This is a genomic window from Micromonospora sp. NBC_00617, assembly GCF_045161355.1.
In the GTDB taxonomy this organism is placed as follows: domain Bacteria; phylum Actinomycetota; class Actinomycetes; order Mycobacteriales; family Micromonosporaceae; genus Micromonospora.
On the sequence record NZ_CP107751.1, the window covers coordinates 2,748,476 to 2,766,212 of the forward strand.

Sequence of the window (17,737 nt, forward strand, 5' to 3'; positions counted from 1 at the left end):
GGGACAGCCGCCCGGATGAGGCGGGCATCATGATGTCTACGAGCCCACTGTTAGCGTTAACAGCAGACGCCGGTCATATTACGGAGCCGTTTCGTCGAATTCAACTACTTCCATGTTTCGAAGTACTGCCCCCGCACGCACACCGGGGCGGCCCCCGGTCGCGTGACCGGACACCGCCCCTTCGGCGAGGCCGTCAACCGGCCACCGCGCGCCGACGCCCCAGCGTCGACGCGACGGTGTCGCGGTCGCCGAGCGGGCTCGCTAGAACTGCGCGAAGAACCGCCACACCTCACCCTTGGTCCAGGTCGTGATGCCACTCTCGGCGTACGTGCCGTCCACCGGCCCCGGCATGTGGCCGTTGTCGAACGCCGCCCACTGCACCGGATATCCGGCCCGGCACCCGGAGTAGGCGGTGGTGATGTGCGTGCGGCTGCCCGAGGCCGGCTCCCGCGGGCTCTGCGCCGTACAGCCGTTGGTACGCACGAACGTGTCCCGCAACGACCGCCCCGAGGAGATGTTGAGCACCGAGTCGGTGATGCCGTGCAGACCGAAGTACGCGATGGGCTGAGTGCCGCCGCTGCACCCGCTGAGCTGGGCGCCGCTGAACACCGCCACCGCCCGGAACACATTTGCCCGCGCACAGGCCAGCGCGTAGCTCATGCCACCGCCGTAGCTGAAGCCGAGCGCGAAACGCTGCGCCGTGTTGACGCAGAGGTCGCCCTCGATCAACCGGATCATGTCGTCGACGAAGGTGATGTCCTCGCCGCCGGAGTTGGCCCAGCCGTTGCCGAGGCCCTGCGGCGCGACGAGGATCGCGGTGTTGTTCGACTGCTCCTGCTGCCCGTAGTAGGACCACGGCGTCCCACTCGTACCGCCCGAGTTGACCTCGGCCGCGGTGCCGCCCCGCCAGTGGAACGCGAAGATCAACCGGTAGCGGGTGCTGTTGGTGTAGTTGGCGGGAATCCGCAGGATGAAGGTGCGGCTCTTGCCGTTGCTCTGGATCGTGTGGGTGCCGTTGGCCAGCGTGGGACTCTTGCCGCAGCCTCCACCGGTCCCGGTGTCACCCGACACCTTGGCCAGCTGCCACTGCTGGTTGGCGCCGTTGAGGTCGGCGTACTGGACCACGTTGGCGCCATCGGCGGTCGAGGCGCCCTGGACCTCCACGGCCTTGCCGCTCTGCCGACCGATCAGCCGCACGTTCTGGGCGTCGGAGTCGGCCAGCCGGAACTGTTGGTTGGCCGCGTTGTTGTCGGTCCACTGCACGATTGCCGCCCCGTCGGCGGTCGACGCGCCGCTGACGTCGAGGACCTTGCCCGAGAGCCGCGACTTCAACCGGTAGAAGCCGCCGCCGGAGTCCACGAACTGCCACTGCTGGTTGCTGCCGTTGTTGCGCGTCCACTGGGTGATCCGCGCGCCGTCGTTGGTGGCCTGGCCGTACACGTCCAACGCCTTGCCGCTGCTGCGGTTGACCAGGACGTACCAGGCGTTGGTGTCCACCGTCGCCGCCGCCGCGGGCGCCGCGTTCACCCCGACGAGGGTGCCGGCGGCGAGCAGGGTCGCCGCCACGGCGGCCAGCCCCGACCGCCTGCGACGCTTCGGTGGGGCGGCGCGACGAAGCGCACCGTTGGTTTCCATCAATTCACTCCCATGCTGGCGTACGCCCCTGAGGGCGGGCGAGCGTGACCTGTTTCGGGTTAGCGTTAACACTTCTGCTGGCCGATGACCGGTGGCAATGGCGGGCCCCGATCCGCGGCGGCCAGCCGCCGGTTCGCCCCGGCCGGCCGCACCTCGGCCGGGGCGAACCGGATGTCAGCTACGCACCTGCCACTGCTGGTTGGTGCCGCCGTTGCACGCCCAGAGGATGAGCTTCGTGCCGTTCGCCGTCGCGGCGCCGTTGGCGTCCAGGCACAGACCCGACTGGACGCCGGTGATCGTGCCGTTGGCGTTGACGTTCCACTGCTGGTTGGCCTGGCCGTTGCAGTCCCAGATCACCACGGCGGTGCCGTTGGTGGTGCCCTGACCCGAGGCGTCCAGGCACTTGGTGCCGTACACCATGAGCTGCCGGCTCGCGGTGTGGTTCCACCGCTGGTTGGCGGCGCCGCTGATGCAGTCCCAGAGCTGAGCCTGCGTCCCGTTGGTGGTGCTGGAGTTGCCGATCTCGGCGCAGCGACCCGACTGGACGCCGACGAGCTGGACATTCTGCGGGTTGGTGGTGCCGCCGCTCTGCACGCCGGCAGCGTTGATCACCGTCTGCGCGCCGGACGGCCAACTGCCGTTCGAGACCGTGACGTTGCCGTTGACGACGTTGCCGCGGTCGCCGTTGGTCACGTTCGTGCTGCCGTTGGTCGACCAGTTGTTGGTGACCGTGAAGTTGCCCATGTTCTCGGCGTAGTAGTAGTTGGCGGTGGCCCAGGTGCCGGTAGAGGAGAACACGTTGTTGCGGGCGGTGTAGTAGCGCGAGCCCTCGTCGAAATAGAGCCCGAACCAGCCGTTGGTCCGCAGGCAGTAGTTCTCGTTGATGGTCCCGCCCTGGTTCGCCGACAGCGTGTAGATGCACCCGCCGTCGGTCATCTGCTGCATCACGTCGTGGATGTAATTGCCGATGACCTGGTTGTTGGCGGCGGTGGTCGCCGTCGAATAGCGGGGCTGGTAGTTGTAGAGACCCCGGTTGGCGTAGTGGTTGCTGCCGCCGGCGTCGTTGGCGCCCCAGCCGTACCCGACCGAGAGGCCGGTGTACGGCATGTTGTAGACCTCGTTGTGCGAGACCAGCGCGGTGTTCACGTAGGTGGTCAGGATCGAGACCACACCGCGGTACTCCAGGCCGAGGTCGTGCACCCGGTTGTTGCTGATCGTGATGTTCCGGTTGACCATCCGCTGGTCGCTGGGGTGGTGGGCGTCGGCGCGCACGCCGCCGACCACGATGCCGCCGGCCGAGTTGCGGGCGATCTCCGAGCGCGTGACCGTGATGTTGCTGGCGCCCAGGCCGACGCCGCTGGCGTGGGCGTTGGCGTCGTTGCCGATACCGATGGCCGTCTGCCCCAGGTTGACGAACTGGGAGTCGCTGAAGGCGATGGTGTTGGCGGCCGAGACCTGCACGGCGGCCGGCATCTGGGCCCAGCTCGGGCGGGTGGCCTCGAACAGCGGGCAACCCTCCTGGCAGGACGTCAACGCGTCGGACGGGCGGGCCCAGGTGCCGACGATGTGCGCGCCGGTCTGCTGGTCGGCGAAACCGTTGCTGCTGCTCGGGCCGAGCCAGCTGGTGCCGGTGAAGGTGATCCCGCTGAACGAGAGGTGGTGCGCGGGCGCGTCGTAGGTGCCGCCGACGTTGACCAGGGACTGCAGCTGTGGCAGCTCCACGCTGACGGAGCTCATGCTCTGCCCGGCCAGCGGGATGTAGTTGAGCTGGCCACTGCCGGGGTTGAGATACCACTCGCCCGGTGAGTCGAGGAATTCGTACGCGTTGGCCAGGTAGAACGGGCCGGCCCGGTGCGGACGGGACAGGGTGTCGAAGCCGAACGTGTTGTTGTTCCAGGCCGGCTGCTGCATGGTCAGGAAATTGCCGCTGATGCTCTGCACCGGCGAGTACCGGTCGGTGAACGAGCCGACGCTCTCCACCTCGACCCGGTTCTGGTTGCCGAGGTTGTTGAGGTAGCTCAGCGCGCTGTTGCTGAACCGCATGCCGCTCGTGGTGAAGGTGAAGTCGGCGCGGTTCACTGCCGTCCGCGCCCGGGTGGCGACGGCGCCGTTGACGTAGAGCTGGCGGCTGTCGAGCCCGGCCGGGACGCTGGCCCGCCAGATGTTCTTTCCGGAGTCGACGAGCGACCACCCGGTGACCGCCCGGGCGCCGCTGATCGTCGGGCGGGCCGAGGCGGCCGCCCGCCAGATCACCTGGTAGCCGTTGGTGCCGGAGTCGGCGGCGGTCAGCCGCATCGGCGAGGTGAGCCGGTACACACCGTCGGCCAGTTCCACGACGATGTCGCCGGACATGGAGCTGTTGAGCGTTCGTACGGCGGCCTGCGCGCCGGCCAGCGAGCACGGCTGGCTGGCGGAGCAGGTGCTGCCGCTGCCGGACGGGGACGCGTAGAGGGTGGTGGTCGCCGCGGAGGCCGGTGTGGCCGAGGCGGTAACGGCGACCAGAGCGGTCAGTGCCGCCGTGGCGGCGCCGGCGAAGAGCCTGCGCGCCACGGAGATGGATGAGACGGACACGGGACGGTCTCCTGAGGTGGTGGGGGTGGGGGACGTCTTCACGAGGCGGGTTCGGAGGGTGGGTGGTCGTTAGCGTTAACAACGTGGGCGTGCCGACGCCGGGTCAGGCGACGACCTTCCGTAGGTGACGCAGGCCGTCGACGGCGAGGCGGTCCTGTGAGGGGGCCAGGGGCCGCCAGATCGACGCCGCGGTGGCGATTGTCGCGTTGTCGGCCGTGAACGACTCGATGCAGACCGCGCCCTGGTAACCGGTGCCCCGCAGGACCGAGAAGAAGCGGGGCCAGTCGAAGTGGTCCGCGCCGGGCGCGCCCCGGTCGGTGCCGCTGACCTGGACGTGCTTGATGTGCGGGCCGGCCAGCGCGAGGGCCGCGTAGGGGTCGGCCTCCTCGATGTTCATGTGATACGTGTCGATCATGATGCCGACGCTCGGGGGCAGGCCGTCGATCAGGTCGATCGTCTGCTCGACGGTGTTGACCACGCTCGTCTCGTAGCGGTTCAGCGCCTCGACGCCGATGGTCACGCCGCACTCGCCGGCCCGGTCGGCGACCGGCGCGAGGGCCCGCCGGAAGTCGGCGTAGCAGGCCGCCCGGGCCGCCGCCGACATCCGCCAGGTACGGCCGACCGCCGCGTACACCGGGCCGCCGACACACGGCGCACCGACGGCCGCCGCGCTCGCCACACACCCCATGAGGTACGCGACGGTCGACTCGACGACGGCCGGCGTGGTATCCACCAGGTCCCGCCCGGGCGGGGTCACCGCGCAGACCCCGGCCGCGACGAGGCCGTGCGCGGCCAGCAGGTCCCGTGTGCGGACCGGATCCCAGTCGCCGGGCTGCTCGATCGGCAGTTCGACCGCGTCGAACCCGAAGGAGGCGATCCGCGGGATCAACCGGGCGAGGGCCTCGTCGTCGACCGGCGAGGCCCACACCCAGGGGTTGACGCCAATGGCGTACACCGCGAACCTACTTCCAGCGCTGCGGGTAGCCGGGCAGGTCACGGCAGCCGCACATCGCGTAGTGCAGCGGCGGCATGCTCGCGTCGAGGTACTGGTCCAGGTTGTCCTGGGTGACCGTGGGCTGCGGCAGCTTCCACGGGTTGGAGACCTGGGTTCCGTCGAGGATGTTCAGCGCGGCGATGATCGGCGTCCGCCACTGATACGTCGGGTAGGTCGGCGCGATGGCGGTGAGCTTCTTGTCCTTCCACAGCTTCAGGAAGTCGAGCTGGTCCTCGCCGTTCATCGGCGGTACGGGCTTGCCGGCGTCCTGGAACGCCTCGACCGCCGCCACGGCGACCGCTCCGGCGTCCATCCAGACTCCGTCGATCGTGCCGTACCGCTGGATGTAGTCGTTCACGATCTTCTTGGTCTTGGCCGGATCGCCGTCGGTGAACTCCACGCCGACGACGTCGACCTTCGCCTTGTCCAGCGCGATCTTCGCGGCGGACCAGCGGGTCTCCAGCACGTCGACGCCGGGCAGGATGCGCAGGGCCAGCAGCTTCCCGCCGGGCTTCATCTTCTGGCTGACGAACTCCGCGCCCACGTGGCCGAAGCCGTAGCCGCCCACCGGGTTGATGAAGGTCACCGGGCAGGTGGTGTTGACCCCCCGGTCGAAGACGACCACCGGCAGACCGGCCTTGCAGGCGGCCTCGACGGCCGGGGTGAGCGTGGCGGTGGTGTTCGGCGAGACGATGAGGGCGTCGCACTTCTTACCGAGCAGATCGTTGATGTCGGCGATCTGCTTCTGGTCCTTGCCCTCGGCGTCGACGTGCACGAACTCGCTGATCCGGCTCCGCTGCGCCTCGACCTCGGCCTGCATGGTCTTGAACCCGACCTGCCGCCACGGGTTGTTCAGCGCCGCGTTGGAGAAGCAGATCTTGTGCTTGCCGGGCTTCTTGAACTTCGCGGTGTCCACCATCTTCGGGTTGAGCACCTGCTCCCACGGCTTGTCGGCCGGGCCCGTCGGGGCGGCGTCGAGCAGGGCCAGCTCGTTGTCGTAGTCGGCCTGCACGAAGAACTTGGACTGCTCCCCGGTGCCCGAACCGGCCGCCGCGGAGGCGGTGCCCGACGGTGACGCCGTCGGCTCGTCGGTGGCGCATCCCGCGAGCACCAGGACACTCGCCGCGGCCAGGGCGGTCATGGATCGTCTCATCGAATCACCTTTATCTGGAGGAGGAACGCAGGGACGAGACCGCCACGGCGAGCAGGATGATCACGCCCTGGACGGTCGATCTGAGGGCACCGGAGACGCCGGTGAAGTTCATCAGCGCGAAGAGCGTCTCGAGGGTCAGGGCACCGAGCATCGCCCCGACGACCGAGCCGCGGCCGCCGCCGAGGGCGACCCCGCCGAGCACGACAGCGGTGATCGCCCCGAACTCCAGCCCCACGCCGGCCTGGAACGACACACCGCTGTACCCGCCCAGGAGGATCGCCGCGACCGCCGCGGCGAGGCCGCTGAGCATGAACGCGATCGTCTTGGTGCGCGCGACCCGCACCCCGCTCAGCTCGGCGGTGCGCGGATTGTCCCCGACAGCGATCAGCGTGCGCCCGAAGTCGGAGCGCGTCAGCACGACGGCGATCGCCGCGACGACCACCAGGACGAGCAGCGCGTACGGAATCCGGCCCAGCAGCGGCACGTCCTCGATGGCCCGTCGGCCGAAGCGGCGGAACTCCTCGGAGAGCCCGCCCTTCGGAGCGCCGTCGGACCACAGGTACACAGCGCCGACGAGGATCAGGAACATGCCGAGGGTGGTGATGAAGGACGGCACCCGCAGCACCGTCGTGACCAGACCGTTGACCAGCCCGACGAGCGCGCCGCCGACGAGCAGCAGCACGACCACCGGCCAGGTGCGCGACGGATCGCTGTCGATGAGCCGGGCGGCGACGACGACCTGCGCCGTGACCAGGGAGCCGACGGAGAGGTCGAACTCCCCGCAGACGATCACGAAGTACTGACCGGCGGCGAGCAGGATGATCGGCGCGGAGCGCCCGAGGAACGACATCAGCGACGACGGCGCGAGGAAGTCGGGCTGGACGAACGCCACGAGGATCAGCAGAACCGCCAGGAGCGCGACGATCGGCGCGATCCCGTCGGTGCGAATCCGCAGCGGCAGCGGACGACGTTCGACGACCCGCATGATCAGGACCCCGCCTTTCGCATGGCCCGTCGGGCGTAGACGGCGACCGCGGCGATGATGATCACGCCGCGGATCACCTGCTTGAAGAACGCGTCGACCTCAAGCTGGTTGAACACCGCGTCGATGCTGGCGAGCAGCAGCACGCCCCCGACCGTGCCGAGCACTCCCCCACGCCCGCCCGCGAGGGCGGTGCCGCCGAGGACCACCGCGGCGATCGACTCCAGGTCGTAGAGCCCCTCGGTGCCCACCCGTGGGGCGCCGGAACCGAGTCGGCTGGCCAGATAGACGCCGGCCAGTCCGGCGCAGAGGGAGCAGAGCACGTGGGCGGTGATGAGGACCCGGTCGTTGCGGACGCCGGAGAGCCGGGCGACCTCCGGATCGCCGCCGACGGCGACCAGGTGGTGGCCGAAGCGGGTACGCGAAAGGGCGAACCAGGCCGCCGCCGTCACGGCGAGCAGCAGCAGGAAGGACACCGGGACCGGCCCGATCCGCTGGTACCCGAGAGTCCGCACGAGAACCGGGGCGCTCTCGCCGGCCGGGCCGTCGTAGCCGTTGTCGAGGTAGCCCTTGAGCAGCAACCCGACGCCGAGGGTCGCGATGAACGCGTTGATCCGCAGCTTGGTGACGAGCACACCGTTGAGCAGCCCGATCGCGGCGCTGACCGCGAGCGCCAGCCCGATCGCCGGAAGCAGCGCGCCGTCGCTGCCGTTCATCGCCTCGGCCGCAACGAGAGTGCTCAGGCTGATCACGAACGCCACGGAGAGGTCGAGCGAACCGCCGAGGATGACCAGGGTCTGCCCGACGGCGACGAGCCCGAGGCCGGCGGCGACGTGCAGCAGGCTCACCGTCGTCGACTGGTTGAAGAGCTGGCCGCCGTCGAGCATGACGACCAGCCAGCCGATGACCAGGGTGAGGGCCAGAGCCACGAACACGCCCGGCACGGCCCGCCGGGCCGGACGAAGCGACAGGGCGGTCACAGAGCCGTCTCCATTCGCGACTGCGGGGCTCGCAAGACCGGCTCACTCCTCGCGCTCATCGGGCCGTCTCCATTCGCGATCGCGGGGCTCGCAAGATCGGCTCACTCCTCGCGCTCACGCGGCGGCCTCCCGGACGGCGCCGACCGCGAGGGCGACGACGTCCTCCTCGGTCGCGCCGGCCGGCAGCTCGCCCGCGATCCGGCCGTCGCGCAGGACGACGATCCGGTCGCTCATGCCGAGCAGCTCCGGTAGCTCCGACGAGATCATCAGAATGGCCGCGCCGTCAGTCGCGAGGCGGCGGACAAGATCGTGGATGGCCGACTTCGCGCCCACGTCGATGCCCCGGGTCGGCTCGTCGAAGAGCAGGATCCGTGGTGTCAGCGCGAGCCATCGGGCCAGGACGACCTTCTGCTGGTTGCCGCCGGAGAGGAAGCGGATCTCCTGGTCGTCGCCAGCGGCACGGACCTCCACGGCGTCGAGCAGCTCACGCACCCGTGCGGTGCGGGCGGCGCGACCGGACTGCGCCGCGAACACGGCCCGGCTGGCGAGCAGCGCGTTGTCCAGCACCGACTGCCGGGCCACGATGCCCTCACCCTTGCGGTCCTCGGTGACGTACGCGATGCCCGCCCGCATCGCGGCACGCGGCGAACGCAGCCGCACCGGCTCGCCGTCGAGCTCGACATCACCGGTCGTGAACGGGGCCACCCCGAAGAGCGCACGGGCCAGCGCCGATCGTCCGGAACCCTGCAGGCCACCGACGCCGAGCACCTCGCCGGCGCGCAACTCGAGGTCCACCCCCCGCAGCTTCCGGTTGCCCCCGCCACGGACGGTGAGTCGCACCGGCCCACGCTCGCCGGGGTCGGCCCGCTGCGGGTAGTAGTTGGACAGCTCGCGGCCGACCATGTGCCGCACCAGCTCGTCCGTGTTGGTCCGCGCGGTGTCCACGGTCGTCACCCGGCGGCCGTCCTTGAGAACCGTGATCCGGCTGGACAGGTCGAAGACCTCGGTGAGCCGGTGCGAGACGTAGAGCAGGCCGATGCCGCGTTCCTGGAGCCGGCGGACCAGCCCGTAGAGCAGCTCGACCTCCTGGTCTGCCAGCGCCGCGGTCGGCTCGTCCATGATGAGCAGCCGCGCGTCCAGGGCGAGCGCCTTGGCGATCTCGACGACCTGCTGCTGAGCGACGCCGAGCTGCCCCACCCGGGAGTCGGCTGGCAGCGCGGTCTCCCCGATCGAGGCGAGCAGGCGCCGGGTCCGGTCGAGCATCTCGCGGCGGTCGACCAGCCCCCGCCGGACCGGCTCGTGGCCCAGATAGACGTTTTCCGCGACGGTGCGCTCGGGCAGCAGGTTGAACTCCTGGTGGATGATGCCGACCCCGGCCCGCTGCGCGTCGCGGGGGCCGTGGAACACGCGCGGTTGACCGGCGAACTCGACGGTGCCCCCGTCCGGGGCGTACCCACCCGAGACGATCTTCATGAGCGTCGACTTTCCGGCACCGTTCTCACCGACCACCGCGTGCACCTCACCCGGCGCCACGTCGAGGTCGACACCGTCGAGGACGCGCACACCGAGAAAGGACTTGCCGATGCCCCGCAGGGCCAGCAGCGGTGCCGGTTGTGGATCTGCCATCCCGATAGCCCTTACAGATAGTAGTCATCGACGAGATCCATACACCGGCCGGTAGGCCGTTCGGTGCGCTGAGCGACGCACTTTCGCAGGTCTCAGCGGAACTTGCGTTTTTATGGTGCAAACATTTCCTTGACATCGAGGAAACATCACACGTATGAAGATAGATGTTTGGATGCGGGTCCGCAATCCTCGATCTGCGGCAACCGCCAGGCCCGGCACTCGATCGGCGCGAGTGTCGGCTCCGGCACGTCTGGCCCGACCGCCCCTACTCAGGGGTAACATCCGACGCCCAACGCTACATTGACACCCATCGATGGATAGCCCATCCTGACCTCGCAGACCATGGACGAGATCACAGCCCACGTCACGCTGTGTGACGTCCTGCGGGGCTGACTGCCGTTTCGGCGGACGGCACGACGACCGCGACCAGCACACCCGTGGCCGACGCGCGCCCAGGCACAACCTGGCGCGTGCCGGACCCGTGCTCGCAATCGGAGTTGCCCGCCCAGACCTAGGAGACGGCATGCGTCGCCCCACAATGATCATAGGAATGATCGTCGGCCTGTTACTGGCCCTCGGCCTGGCTCCACCGGCGTCGGCCGCCCCGGCCTTCCGCGCCCTGTTGTTCACCAAGACCACCGGCTACCGGCACGACTCGATCCCCGCCGGAATCTCGATGTTCCAGCAGCAGGCTGCCGCGAACAACTTCGAGCTGGTGGCGACCGAGGACGCGAGCGTCTTCACGCCCGCCAACCTCGCGACCTTCGACGTCATCATCATGTTCCAGACCTCCGGCATGGTCTGGACCTCGGCCGCGCAACGCCAGGCCGTGGAGGGCTACCTCGCCAGCGGCAAGGGCATCGTCGGCATCCACAACGCCCTGGACATGGGCATCGAGGGTGAGTACCCCTGGTGGGACCAGACCCTCAACGGCGGCGCCCACATGCCCGAGCACTCCCCCGGCGTGCTGCCCGGCACCGCCATCGTCGCCGACAAGCAGCACCCGTCGACGGCCGGCCTGCCGGACCGCTGGAACCGCAGCGAGGAGTGGTACAACTTCGACTCCAACCCGCGTGGCAACGTGCACGTCCTGGTGACCGCCGACGAGCGCACGTACAACCCGGGCGCCCGGGCCATGGGCCCGGACCACCCGATCTCGTGGTGCCGTAACGCCGGCGGCGGCCGGGTGTGGGCCACCGCGATGGGCCACGCCATCGAGTCGTACAGCGAGACGAACTTCCGCAACCACGTCCTCGGTGGCGTCAAGTGGGCCGCCGGCAACCAGCCCGGGGACTGCGGCGGCACCGTCTGGAGCAACTTCGAGAAGCGCACCCTGGACGACAACACCGCCGACCCGATGGCGCTGGCCGTGCTGCCGGACGGCCGCGTGCTGTACGTCCAGCGGGGCGGCCAGATCAAGATCTTCAAGCCGAGCACCAACAGCACCGTCACCGCCGCCACGCTGAGCGTCTACACCGGCGGTGAGGACGGCCTCACCGGCGTCGCGATCGACCCGGCGTTCGCCAGCAACGGGTACGTGTACGTCTACCACTCGCCAGCGAGCAGCACGACCGACGTCAACCGGGTCTCCCGCTACACGCTCACCGGTGACACGCTCAACCTGTCCACCGAGGCCCGGATCATCGACATTCCCGCGTACCGGGACCGAACCTTCCCCGAGCCCGGGCACACCGGCGGCTACATCGAGTTCGGCCCGGACGGCAACCTCTACATCGGCACCGGCGACGACACGCCGCCCAACCTCGACCCCAACTGGCAGGGGTACGCCCCGCTGGACTGGCGGTCCGGCAAGTCCAACCTGGACGCCGCCCGCTCCGCCGGCAACACCAACGACCTGCGCGGCAAGCTGCTGCGCATCAAGCCCTCGGCCAGCGGCGGGTACACCATCCCGACGGGCAACCTCTACCCCCAGGGCACGGCGCAGACCAAGCCCGAGGTGTACGCCATGGGCTTCCGCAACCCGTTCCGCTTCTCGATCGACCCCGTTACCGGTTGGGTCTACCTGGCGGACTACGGCCCCGACCGCAACCCGCCGACCACCAACCGGGGCCCCGAGGGGCTCGTCGAGCTCAACGTGATCAAGGCCCCCGGCAACTACGGCTGGCCGTTCTGCCACGGCAACAACCAGCCGTACGCGCCGTTCAACCCGGACACCGGCGTCGTCGGGGCGAAGTTCAACTGCAACGCCCCGGTCAACAACTCGCCCAACAACACCGGCCTGGTCAACCTCAAGCCGATCGTCGCGCCCAACATCTGGTACGGCTACCCCGCGTCGACGACCTTCCCGGAGCTGGGCTCCGGCGGGTCGGCGCCGATGGGTGGGCCGGTCTACCGCTACAACGCGGCGAACCCCTCGGCGACGAAGTTCCCGGCCTACTACGACGGCGTGCACTTCTTCTACGAGTGGTCGCGCAACTACATCAAGGAAACGCACTTCGACTCGTCGACGGCGGTCACCCGGACCAACCCGTTCATGCCCGGCGGCAACTTCAACAAGCCGATGGACATGGAGTTCGGCCCGGACGGCTCGCTGTACCTGCTGGAGTGGGGTTCCAACTTCGGCGGCGGCAACAACGACTCCGGGCTCTACCGCATCGACTACATCCAGGGTGGACGCTCACCGATCGCGAAGGCCGTCGGCACGCCCACCAGCGGCAGCGCCCCGCTGACCGTGCAGTTCAGCAGCGCCGGCACGATGGACCCGGACGCCGGCAACACCCTGAGCTACCAGTGGACCTTCGGTGACGGCGGCACGTCCACGGCAGCCAACCCGGCACACACCTACACCACCAACGGCAACTACACCGCGCAGCTGAAGGTCACCGACAACACCGGCAAGACCGGCTTCGCCAATGTGCAGATCACCGTCGGCAACACCGCCCCGGTCGTCACCATCACGGTGCCGGCCAACGGCGGCATGCTGAACTTCGGTGACAAGGTCTCGTACACGGTCAGTGTCTCCGACCCCGGCGGCGCGGCCATCGACTGCAACAAGGTGTTCGTCAACCCGGCTCTTGGTCACGACGACCACGCGCACGAGACCACCGATTACCCCGGCTGCTCGGGCACCATCTCCACCGACCTGCTCGGCGGGCACCCCGAGGGCGCGAACCTGTACTACGTGCTCAACGCCCGTTACACCGACAACGGCGGCAGCGGCGGAGCTGCCCCGCTGACCGGGTACGCGCAGGCCATCCTCCAGCCCAAGCACAAGCAGGCCGAGTACTTCAGCAGCCAGTCCGGCGTCCGGATCGTCGACCAGGCCGCAGCAGAGAGCGGCAAGCGCGTCGGGGACATCTCCAACAACGACTGGGTGGCGTTCAACCCGATGAGCCTGTCGGGCATCAGCACCGTCAGCTACCGGCTGTCGTCACCGAGCGGTGGTGGCACGATCGAGCTGCGGGCCGACTCGCCGACCGGCACGCTGCTGGCCACCACGACGGTGCCCAGCACCGGCGGCTGGGACAACTACCAGTCCACGCCGGCGGTGAGCGTCGCGGCCCTGTCCGGGACGCACACCCTCTACATGGTGTTCAAGGGCAGCTCGTCCAACTGGTTCGACCTCGACGCGTTCACCTTCGGCGGTAACGGCGTGGGGGTTCCCGGCAGCGACCCCGGTACCGGCGGCGTGGCCGGAAAGACCTATACCCTGACGGCCCAGCACAGCGGCAAGCTGATGGACGTCAGCGGCAACTCCACCGCCGACGGCGCCCAGGTCGTGCAGTGGGCGGCCACCGGCGGCAACAACCAGAAGTGGCAGGCGGTGGACGCCGGCGGCGGCGCCGTCTACCTCAAGGCGGTACACAGCGGCAAGTGCCTCGACGTCACCGGCGGGTCCACCGCACAGGGCGCCTTCCTGCAACACAGCACCTGTACCAACGCCAACCAGCAGAAGTTCACCGTGACGGCGACCGGCACCGCCGGGATCTACACGGTCAAGAGCGCGCTGAGCGGGCTCTGCCTGGACGTCAACGGCGCCTCGACTGCCGACGGGGCCCGGCTGCTGCAGTGGGGCTGCCACAGCGCCACCAACCAACAGTGGCGGTTCAGCGCCGTCTAACGACCGGACGGTAGCTCCGACAGGGCGCCGGCCGCCCGATCCGAGGATCGGGCGGCCGGCGCACCGCGTTCACGGCTGTGTCGGTCAGCCGAGCAGCCCGGCGTCGCGCAGCGCCGACCAGAGCTGCTCCGGCACGTCCGCGTCCGACCGGCGCAGGGTCTCGGTCACCTGGGCCGCGTCGCGCACGCCGACCACGGTCGAGACCACGGCCGGATGCCGGCGGACGAACGCCAACGCCGCCTGCGGGAGGGTGACGCCGTACGCCTGACAGACCGCCGCGATCCGCCGCGCCCGCTCGATCAGCTCCGGCGGCGCCTGCTGATAGTTGTAGGCCGCGTCGGCCGGCGGCTGGTCGCGGGCCAACAGCCCCGAGTTGTAGACCCCGGCGATCACCACGCCGACCCCTCGGGCCTGCGCGACGGGCAGCAGGTCGTCGAGCGCTCCCTGTTCGAGAAGGGTGTAGCGGCCGGCGCACATGACCACGTCGATGTCGGTCTCCGCGACGAACCGGGCCAGCATCGCCGACTGGTTCATGCCGGCCCCGATCGCGCCGATGACGCCCTGGTCGCGCAGCTCCATCAGCGCGGGTACCGCCTCGGTGGCCGCCTGCTCCCAGTGCTCGTCCGGGTCGTGCAGGTACACCACGTCCACCCGGTCCAGGCCGGTGCGCTCCAGGCTGGCCTCCAACGACCGGCGTACGCCGTCGCGGCTGAAGTCCCAGACCCGCCGCAGGTCGGCCGGCACGTCGAAGCCCTGCGAATCACGCTCCCCCGCGGTCTCCGGCGAGGGTACGAGCAGGCGCCCGACCTTCGTCGACACCACGTACTCGTCGCGGGGCCGGGACCGCAGCGCGGCGCCGAGGCGCCGTTCGGACAGGCCGAGGCCGTAGTGCGGCGCCGTGTCGAAGTACCGGATGCCGGCGGCCCAGGCGGCGTCGACGGCCCCGGCGAACTCGTCGTCGGACGTCGCCCGGTACAGGCTGCCGCCCTGCGCCGCGCCGAAGCCGAGCGCGGTGAGGCGGACCGCCGGGCGGCGGGGCAGCGCTCGGGCCGTCATGACGCCTCCAGCCGGTACGCACGGTTCGCGGTTTTCCGCCAGATCGCCGCCTGCTCCTCGTCACCCAGTGGTGCCACCAGGTCGGCGAGCACGGCGACCCAGCGGGTGTAGGAGCTGGCGAGCAGGCACACCGGCCAGTCCGAGCCGAACATGAGCCGCTGCGGTCCGAACACGTCGAGCGCGTGGTCGACGGCGGGCCGCAGATCGTCGGCCGTCCAGGACGATCCGTCCACCTCAGTTACCAGACCGGAGAGCTTCGCGGTGACGTTCGGTTCGGCGGCGAGCGCCCGTAGGTTGGCCGGCCAGTTGCCGAGGCCCCCCGCGCCGAGCGCCGGTTTGGCGAGGTGGTCCAGGACGAACGACACCTCGGGCAGGTCGCGGACGAGCCGGGTGGCCGCCGGCAGTTGGTGGTCGCGGACCAGCAGATCGTAGGCGAGGCCGGCCGCGCCGACCGCCGCGATGCCCCGCCGGACGTCGCGTCGGTCGAGGTAAGCCGGGTCGGGTTCGGACTGGACCAGGTGCCGGATGCCGACCAACCGCTCCCCGCCGCGTGTCGCGCGGAGCCGGTCGAGGCGCTCGTCGATGTCGTCGGCGGTGAGGTTCACCCAGCCGACGACCCCGCTGATGAGCGGATCGTCGGCCGCGATGCCCAGCAGGTGCTCCGTCTCCGCCACGGAGGCGATGGACTGCACGACGACGGTCTCGGTGACGCCCGCGGCGCGTGCCGCCGGGGCGAGATCCGCCGGGGTGAAGTCGTTGTCGATCGCCGCCATCGTGTCCGGGTCGATCCAGGGTTGCGGGTGACGCGCACGAACCCAGAGGTGGTGGTGCGCGTCGACGATGCCGGGGCGCCCGGCCGGTGAGGGCTGCGTCATCGGCCCAACCAGCCGCCGTCGACGGGCAGGACCGTGCCGTGCACGTAGTCCGAGGCCGCGGAAGCCAGGAACACGGTGGCGCCGGCCAGGTCGTCGGCGCGTCCCCACCGGCCGGCCGGGATCCGGCCCACGATCGCGTCGTTGCGCGCGGGGTCGTCGCGGAGCGCCTGGGTGTTGTCGGTGGCGATGTACCCGGGCGCGATCGCGTTGACGTTCACCCCTCGGCCGGCCCACTCGTTGGACAGGGCTTTGGTCAGCCCGGCGAGGCCGGACTTCGCCGCGGTGTAGCTCGCGACGTTGATGCCGCCCTGGAAGCTCAGCAGCGAGGCGGTAAAAATGATCTTTCCGCGGCCACGGTCGACCATCCGCCGACCGATCTCCCGGCTCAACACGAACTGGCTGGACAGGTTGACCTGCACCACCCGGTCCCACATCTCGTCGGGGTGCTCGGCGGCCGGCGCCCGGGCGATCGTGCCGCCGTTGTTCACGAGGATGTCCACCGGCGCCACCGTCGCGGCCTCCTCGGCCAACCGGTACACCGCGGCCCGGTCACCCAGGTCCGTGCGGATGCCGGTGAATCGGCGACCGGCCGCCTCGACCCGCCGCTGTACCTCACTGCCCTCGGGCTCCAACTGCGCCGACACCCCGATGATGTCCGCGCCGGCCACCGCCAGGGCCTCCGCCATCGCCAGGCCGATCCCCCGCCGTGCGCCGGTCACCAGCGCGGTACGTCCGGTCAGGTCGAACAGGGCGCTCATCGGGCCTCCTCCCGCCAGTCGAGCAGCACCTTCATGACGCCGCCGCCACCCTCCAGAGCCGTGAACGCGTCCGTGACACCGGCCACGGGCAGCACCCGGGAGATCAGTTCCCGGGCCGGGATGACGCCCGCCGCGACCAGCCGGATCGCCTCCACCACGTCCTCGCGCTGGTACAGCCGCGCGCCCAGCAGTTCCAGCTCGCGCCAGAAGAACCGGTGCAGGTTGACCGGGCGCGGCTGCGGGTGGATCGCCACCATCACCAGCCGACCCCGGGTGGTCAGCACATCCACGGCCGTGCCGACCCCGGCGGCGGAACCGGACACCTCGAACGCGACGTCCGCGCCCGCGCTTCCGGTCCGCTCGTTGACGAGCGCCACCACATCGGTCGGCCCCGGGTCCACGGCCTCGATCCCGATCCCCGACGCGACTGCGCGCCGGAAGTCGTCCGGTTCCACGAGCAGGACCTCGGCCCCGCGCGCCCGGGCGACGGACGCGATGAGCACGCCCACCGGACCGCCGCCGACGACGACCACGTGCTCTCCGGACGTCACCTTCGCCCGTCCGACGTCGTGCACCGCCACCGCGACCGGCTCGACGAGCGCCGCATGGTCCAGCGGCAGATCGTCGGGGAGCGGAAGCACCAACTCGGCCGGAACCGTCCACGACGACTGCATCGCGCCGGGCGAGTCGATGCCGAGGAAGTCCATCGCGTGGCAGATGTGCGAATTGCCGCGACGGCACGCCGCGCACCGCCCGCAGGCGCGGGTCGGCATCACGGTGACGGGCTGCCCGACGGCCAGCCCGGTGACGCCGTCGCCCAGCGCGGCGACCCGACCCGACATCTCGTGTCCGATCACCGCCGACGCGCCCACCCGGGCGTCCATGTCGCCGTGGAAGATGTGCAGATCCGTGCCGCAGATCCCGGTGTACGCCACCGCGATCCGCACCTGGCCGGGGCCCGGCGGTTCTGGGGCACGGTCCTCGATCCCGAGATCACGCGCGCCCCGGTAGACAACTGCCTTCACT

At 70.1% G+C, this 17,737-nt stretch carries 11 protein-coding genes and 1 pseudogene; 1 reads left to right on the plus strand and 11 read right to left on the minus strand.

The annotated features are described in order from the left end of the window. Nucleotides 1-264: 264 nt before the first annotated feature. From OG505_RS12665 to OG505_RS12695, 7 genes and pseudogenes are all read right to left on the minus strand, one after another. A pseudogene (locus tag OG505_RS12665) lies at nucleotides 265-1,635 on the minus strand (RICIN domain-containing protein); the annotation flags it as partial. Between the two features lie 174 nt (nucleotides 1,636-1,809). Next, a complete protein-coding gene (locus OG505_RS12670; RefSeq protein ID WP_405433379.1) occupies nucleotides 1,810-4,206 on the minus strand; it encodes an RICIN domain-containing protein in 2,397 nt (798 codons plus the stop codon). Between the two features lie 103 nt (nucleotides 4,207-4,309). Then, a complete protein-coding gene (locus OG505_RS12675; protein ID WP_405433380.1) occupies nucleotides 4,310-5,161 on the minus strand; it encodes a sugar phosphate isomerase/epimerase family protein in 852 nt (283 codons plus the stop codon). Nucleotides 5,162-5,168: 7 nt separating this feature from the next. Beyond that, entirely contained in the window at nucleotides 5,169-6,353 is a 1,185-nt protein-coding gene (locus OG505_RS12680) for a substrate-binding domain-containing protein (RefSeq protein ID WP_405433381.1), read from the minus strand. Between the two features lie 10 nt (nucleotides 6,354-6,363). Beyond that, nucleotides 6,364-7,338 carry an ABC transporter permease gene (locus OG505_RS12685; RefSeq protein ID WP_405433382.1) on the minus strand — a complete coding sequence of 325 codons (975 nt, stop codon included), beginning with the start codon at nucleotides 7,336-7,338 and terminating at the stop codon, nucleotides 6,364-6,366. Between the two features lie 2 nt (nucleotides 7,339-7,340). Next, the gene (locus tag OG505_RS12690; RefSeq protein ID WP_405433384.1) at nucleotides 7,341-8,315 is read right to left on the minus strand and encodes an ABC transporter permease; all 975 of its coding nucleotides are present in this window, start codon (nucleotides 8,313-8,315) and stop codon (nucleotides 7,341-7,343) included. Nucleotides 8,316-8,429: 114 nt separating this feature from the next. Further along, the gene (locus OG505_RS12695; RefSeq protein ID WP_405433385.1) at nucleotides 8,430-9,941 is read right to left on the minus strand and encodes a sugar ABC transporter ATP-binding protein; all 1,512 of its coding nucleotides are present in this window, start codon (nucleotides 9,939-9,941) and stop codon (nucleotides 8,430-8,432) included. Nucleotides 9,942-10,464: 523 nt separating this feature from the next. Here OG505_RS12695 and OG505_RS12700 point away from each other — a divergent pair. Further along, nucleotides 10,465-14,022 (plus strand): ThuA domain-containing protein, encoded by a 3,558-nt coding sequence (locus OG505_RS12700; RefSeq protein WP_405433387.1) that lies wholly within the window; start codon nucleotides 10,465-10,467, stop codon nucleotides 14,020-14,022. A gap of 84 nt (nucleotides 14,023-14,106) precedes the next feature. Here OG505_RS12700 and OG505_RS12705 read toward each other — a convergent pair whose 3' ends face one another. From OG505_RS12705 to OG505_RS12720, 4 genes are read right to left on the minus strand one after another with little or no spacing between them, the layout of a single operon-like run. Next, on the minus strand, nucleotides 14,107-15,078 hold the full coding sequence (locus OG505_RS12705) for an aldo/keto reductase (RefSeq protein WP_405433388.1): 972 nt from the start codon (nucleotides 15,076-15,078) through the stop codon (nucleotides 14,107-14,109). Then, a complete protein-coding gene (locus OG505_RS12710) occupies nucleotides 15,075-15,953 on the minus strand; it encodes an amidohydrolase family protein (RefSeq protein ID WP_405433390.1) in 879 nt (292 codons plus the stop codon). The genes OG505_RS12705 and OG505_RS12710 overlap by 4 nt, the downstream gene beginning before the upstream one ends. Beyond that, complete coding sequence (locus OG505_RS12715) at nucleotides 15,950-16,711, minus strand: SDR family oxidoreductase (protein ID WP_405433391.1); 762 nt, start codon at nucleotides 16,709-16,711, stop codon at nucleotides 15,950-15,952. Before OG505_RS12715 ends, OG505_RS12710 begins: the two co-directional genes overlap by 4 nt. Continuing rightward, entirely contained in the window at nucleotides 16,708-17,736 is a 1,029-nt protein-coding gene (locus tag OG505_RS12720; RefSeq protein WP_405433393.1) for a zinc-binding dehydrogenase, read from the minus strand. Before OG505_RS12720 ends, OG505_RS12715 begins: the two co-directional genes overlap by 4 nt. Between the last annotated feature and the right edge of the window lies 1 nt (nucleotide 17,737).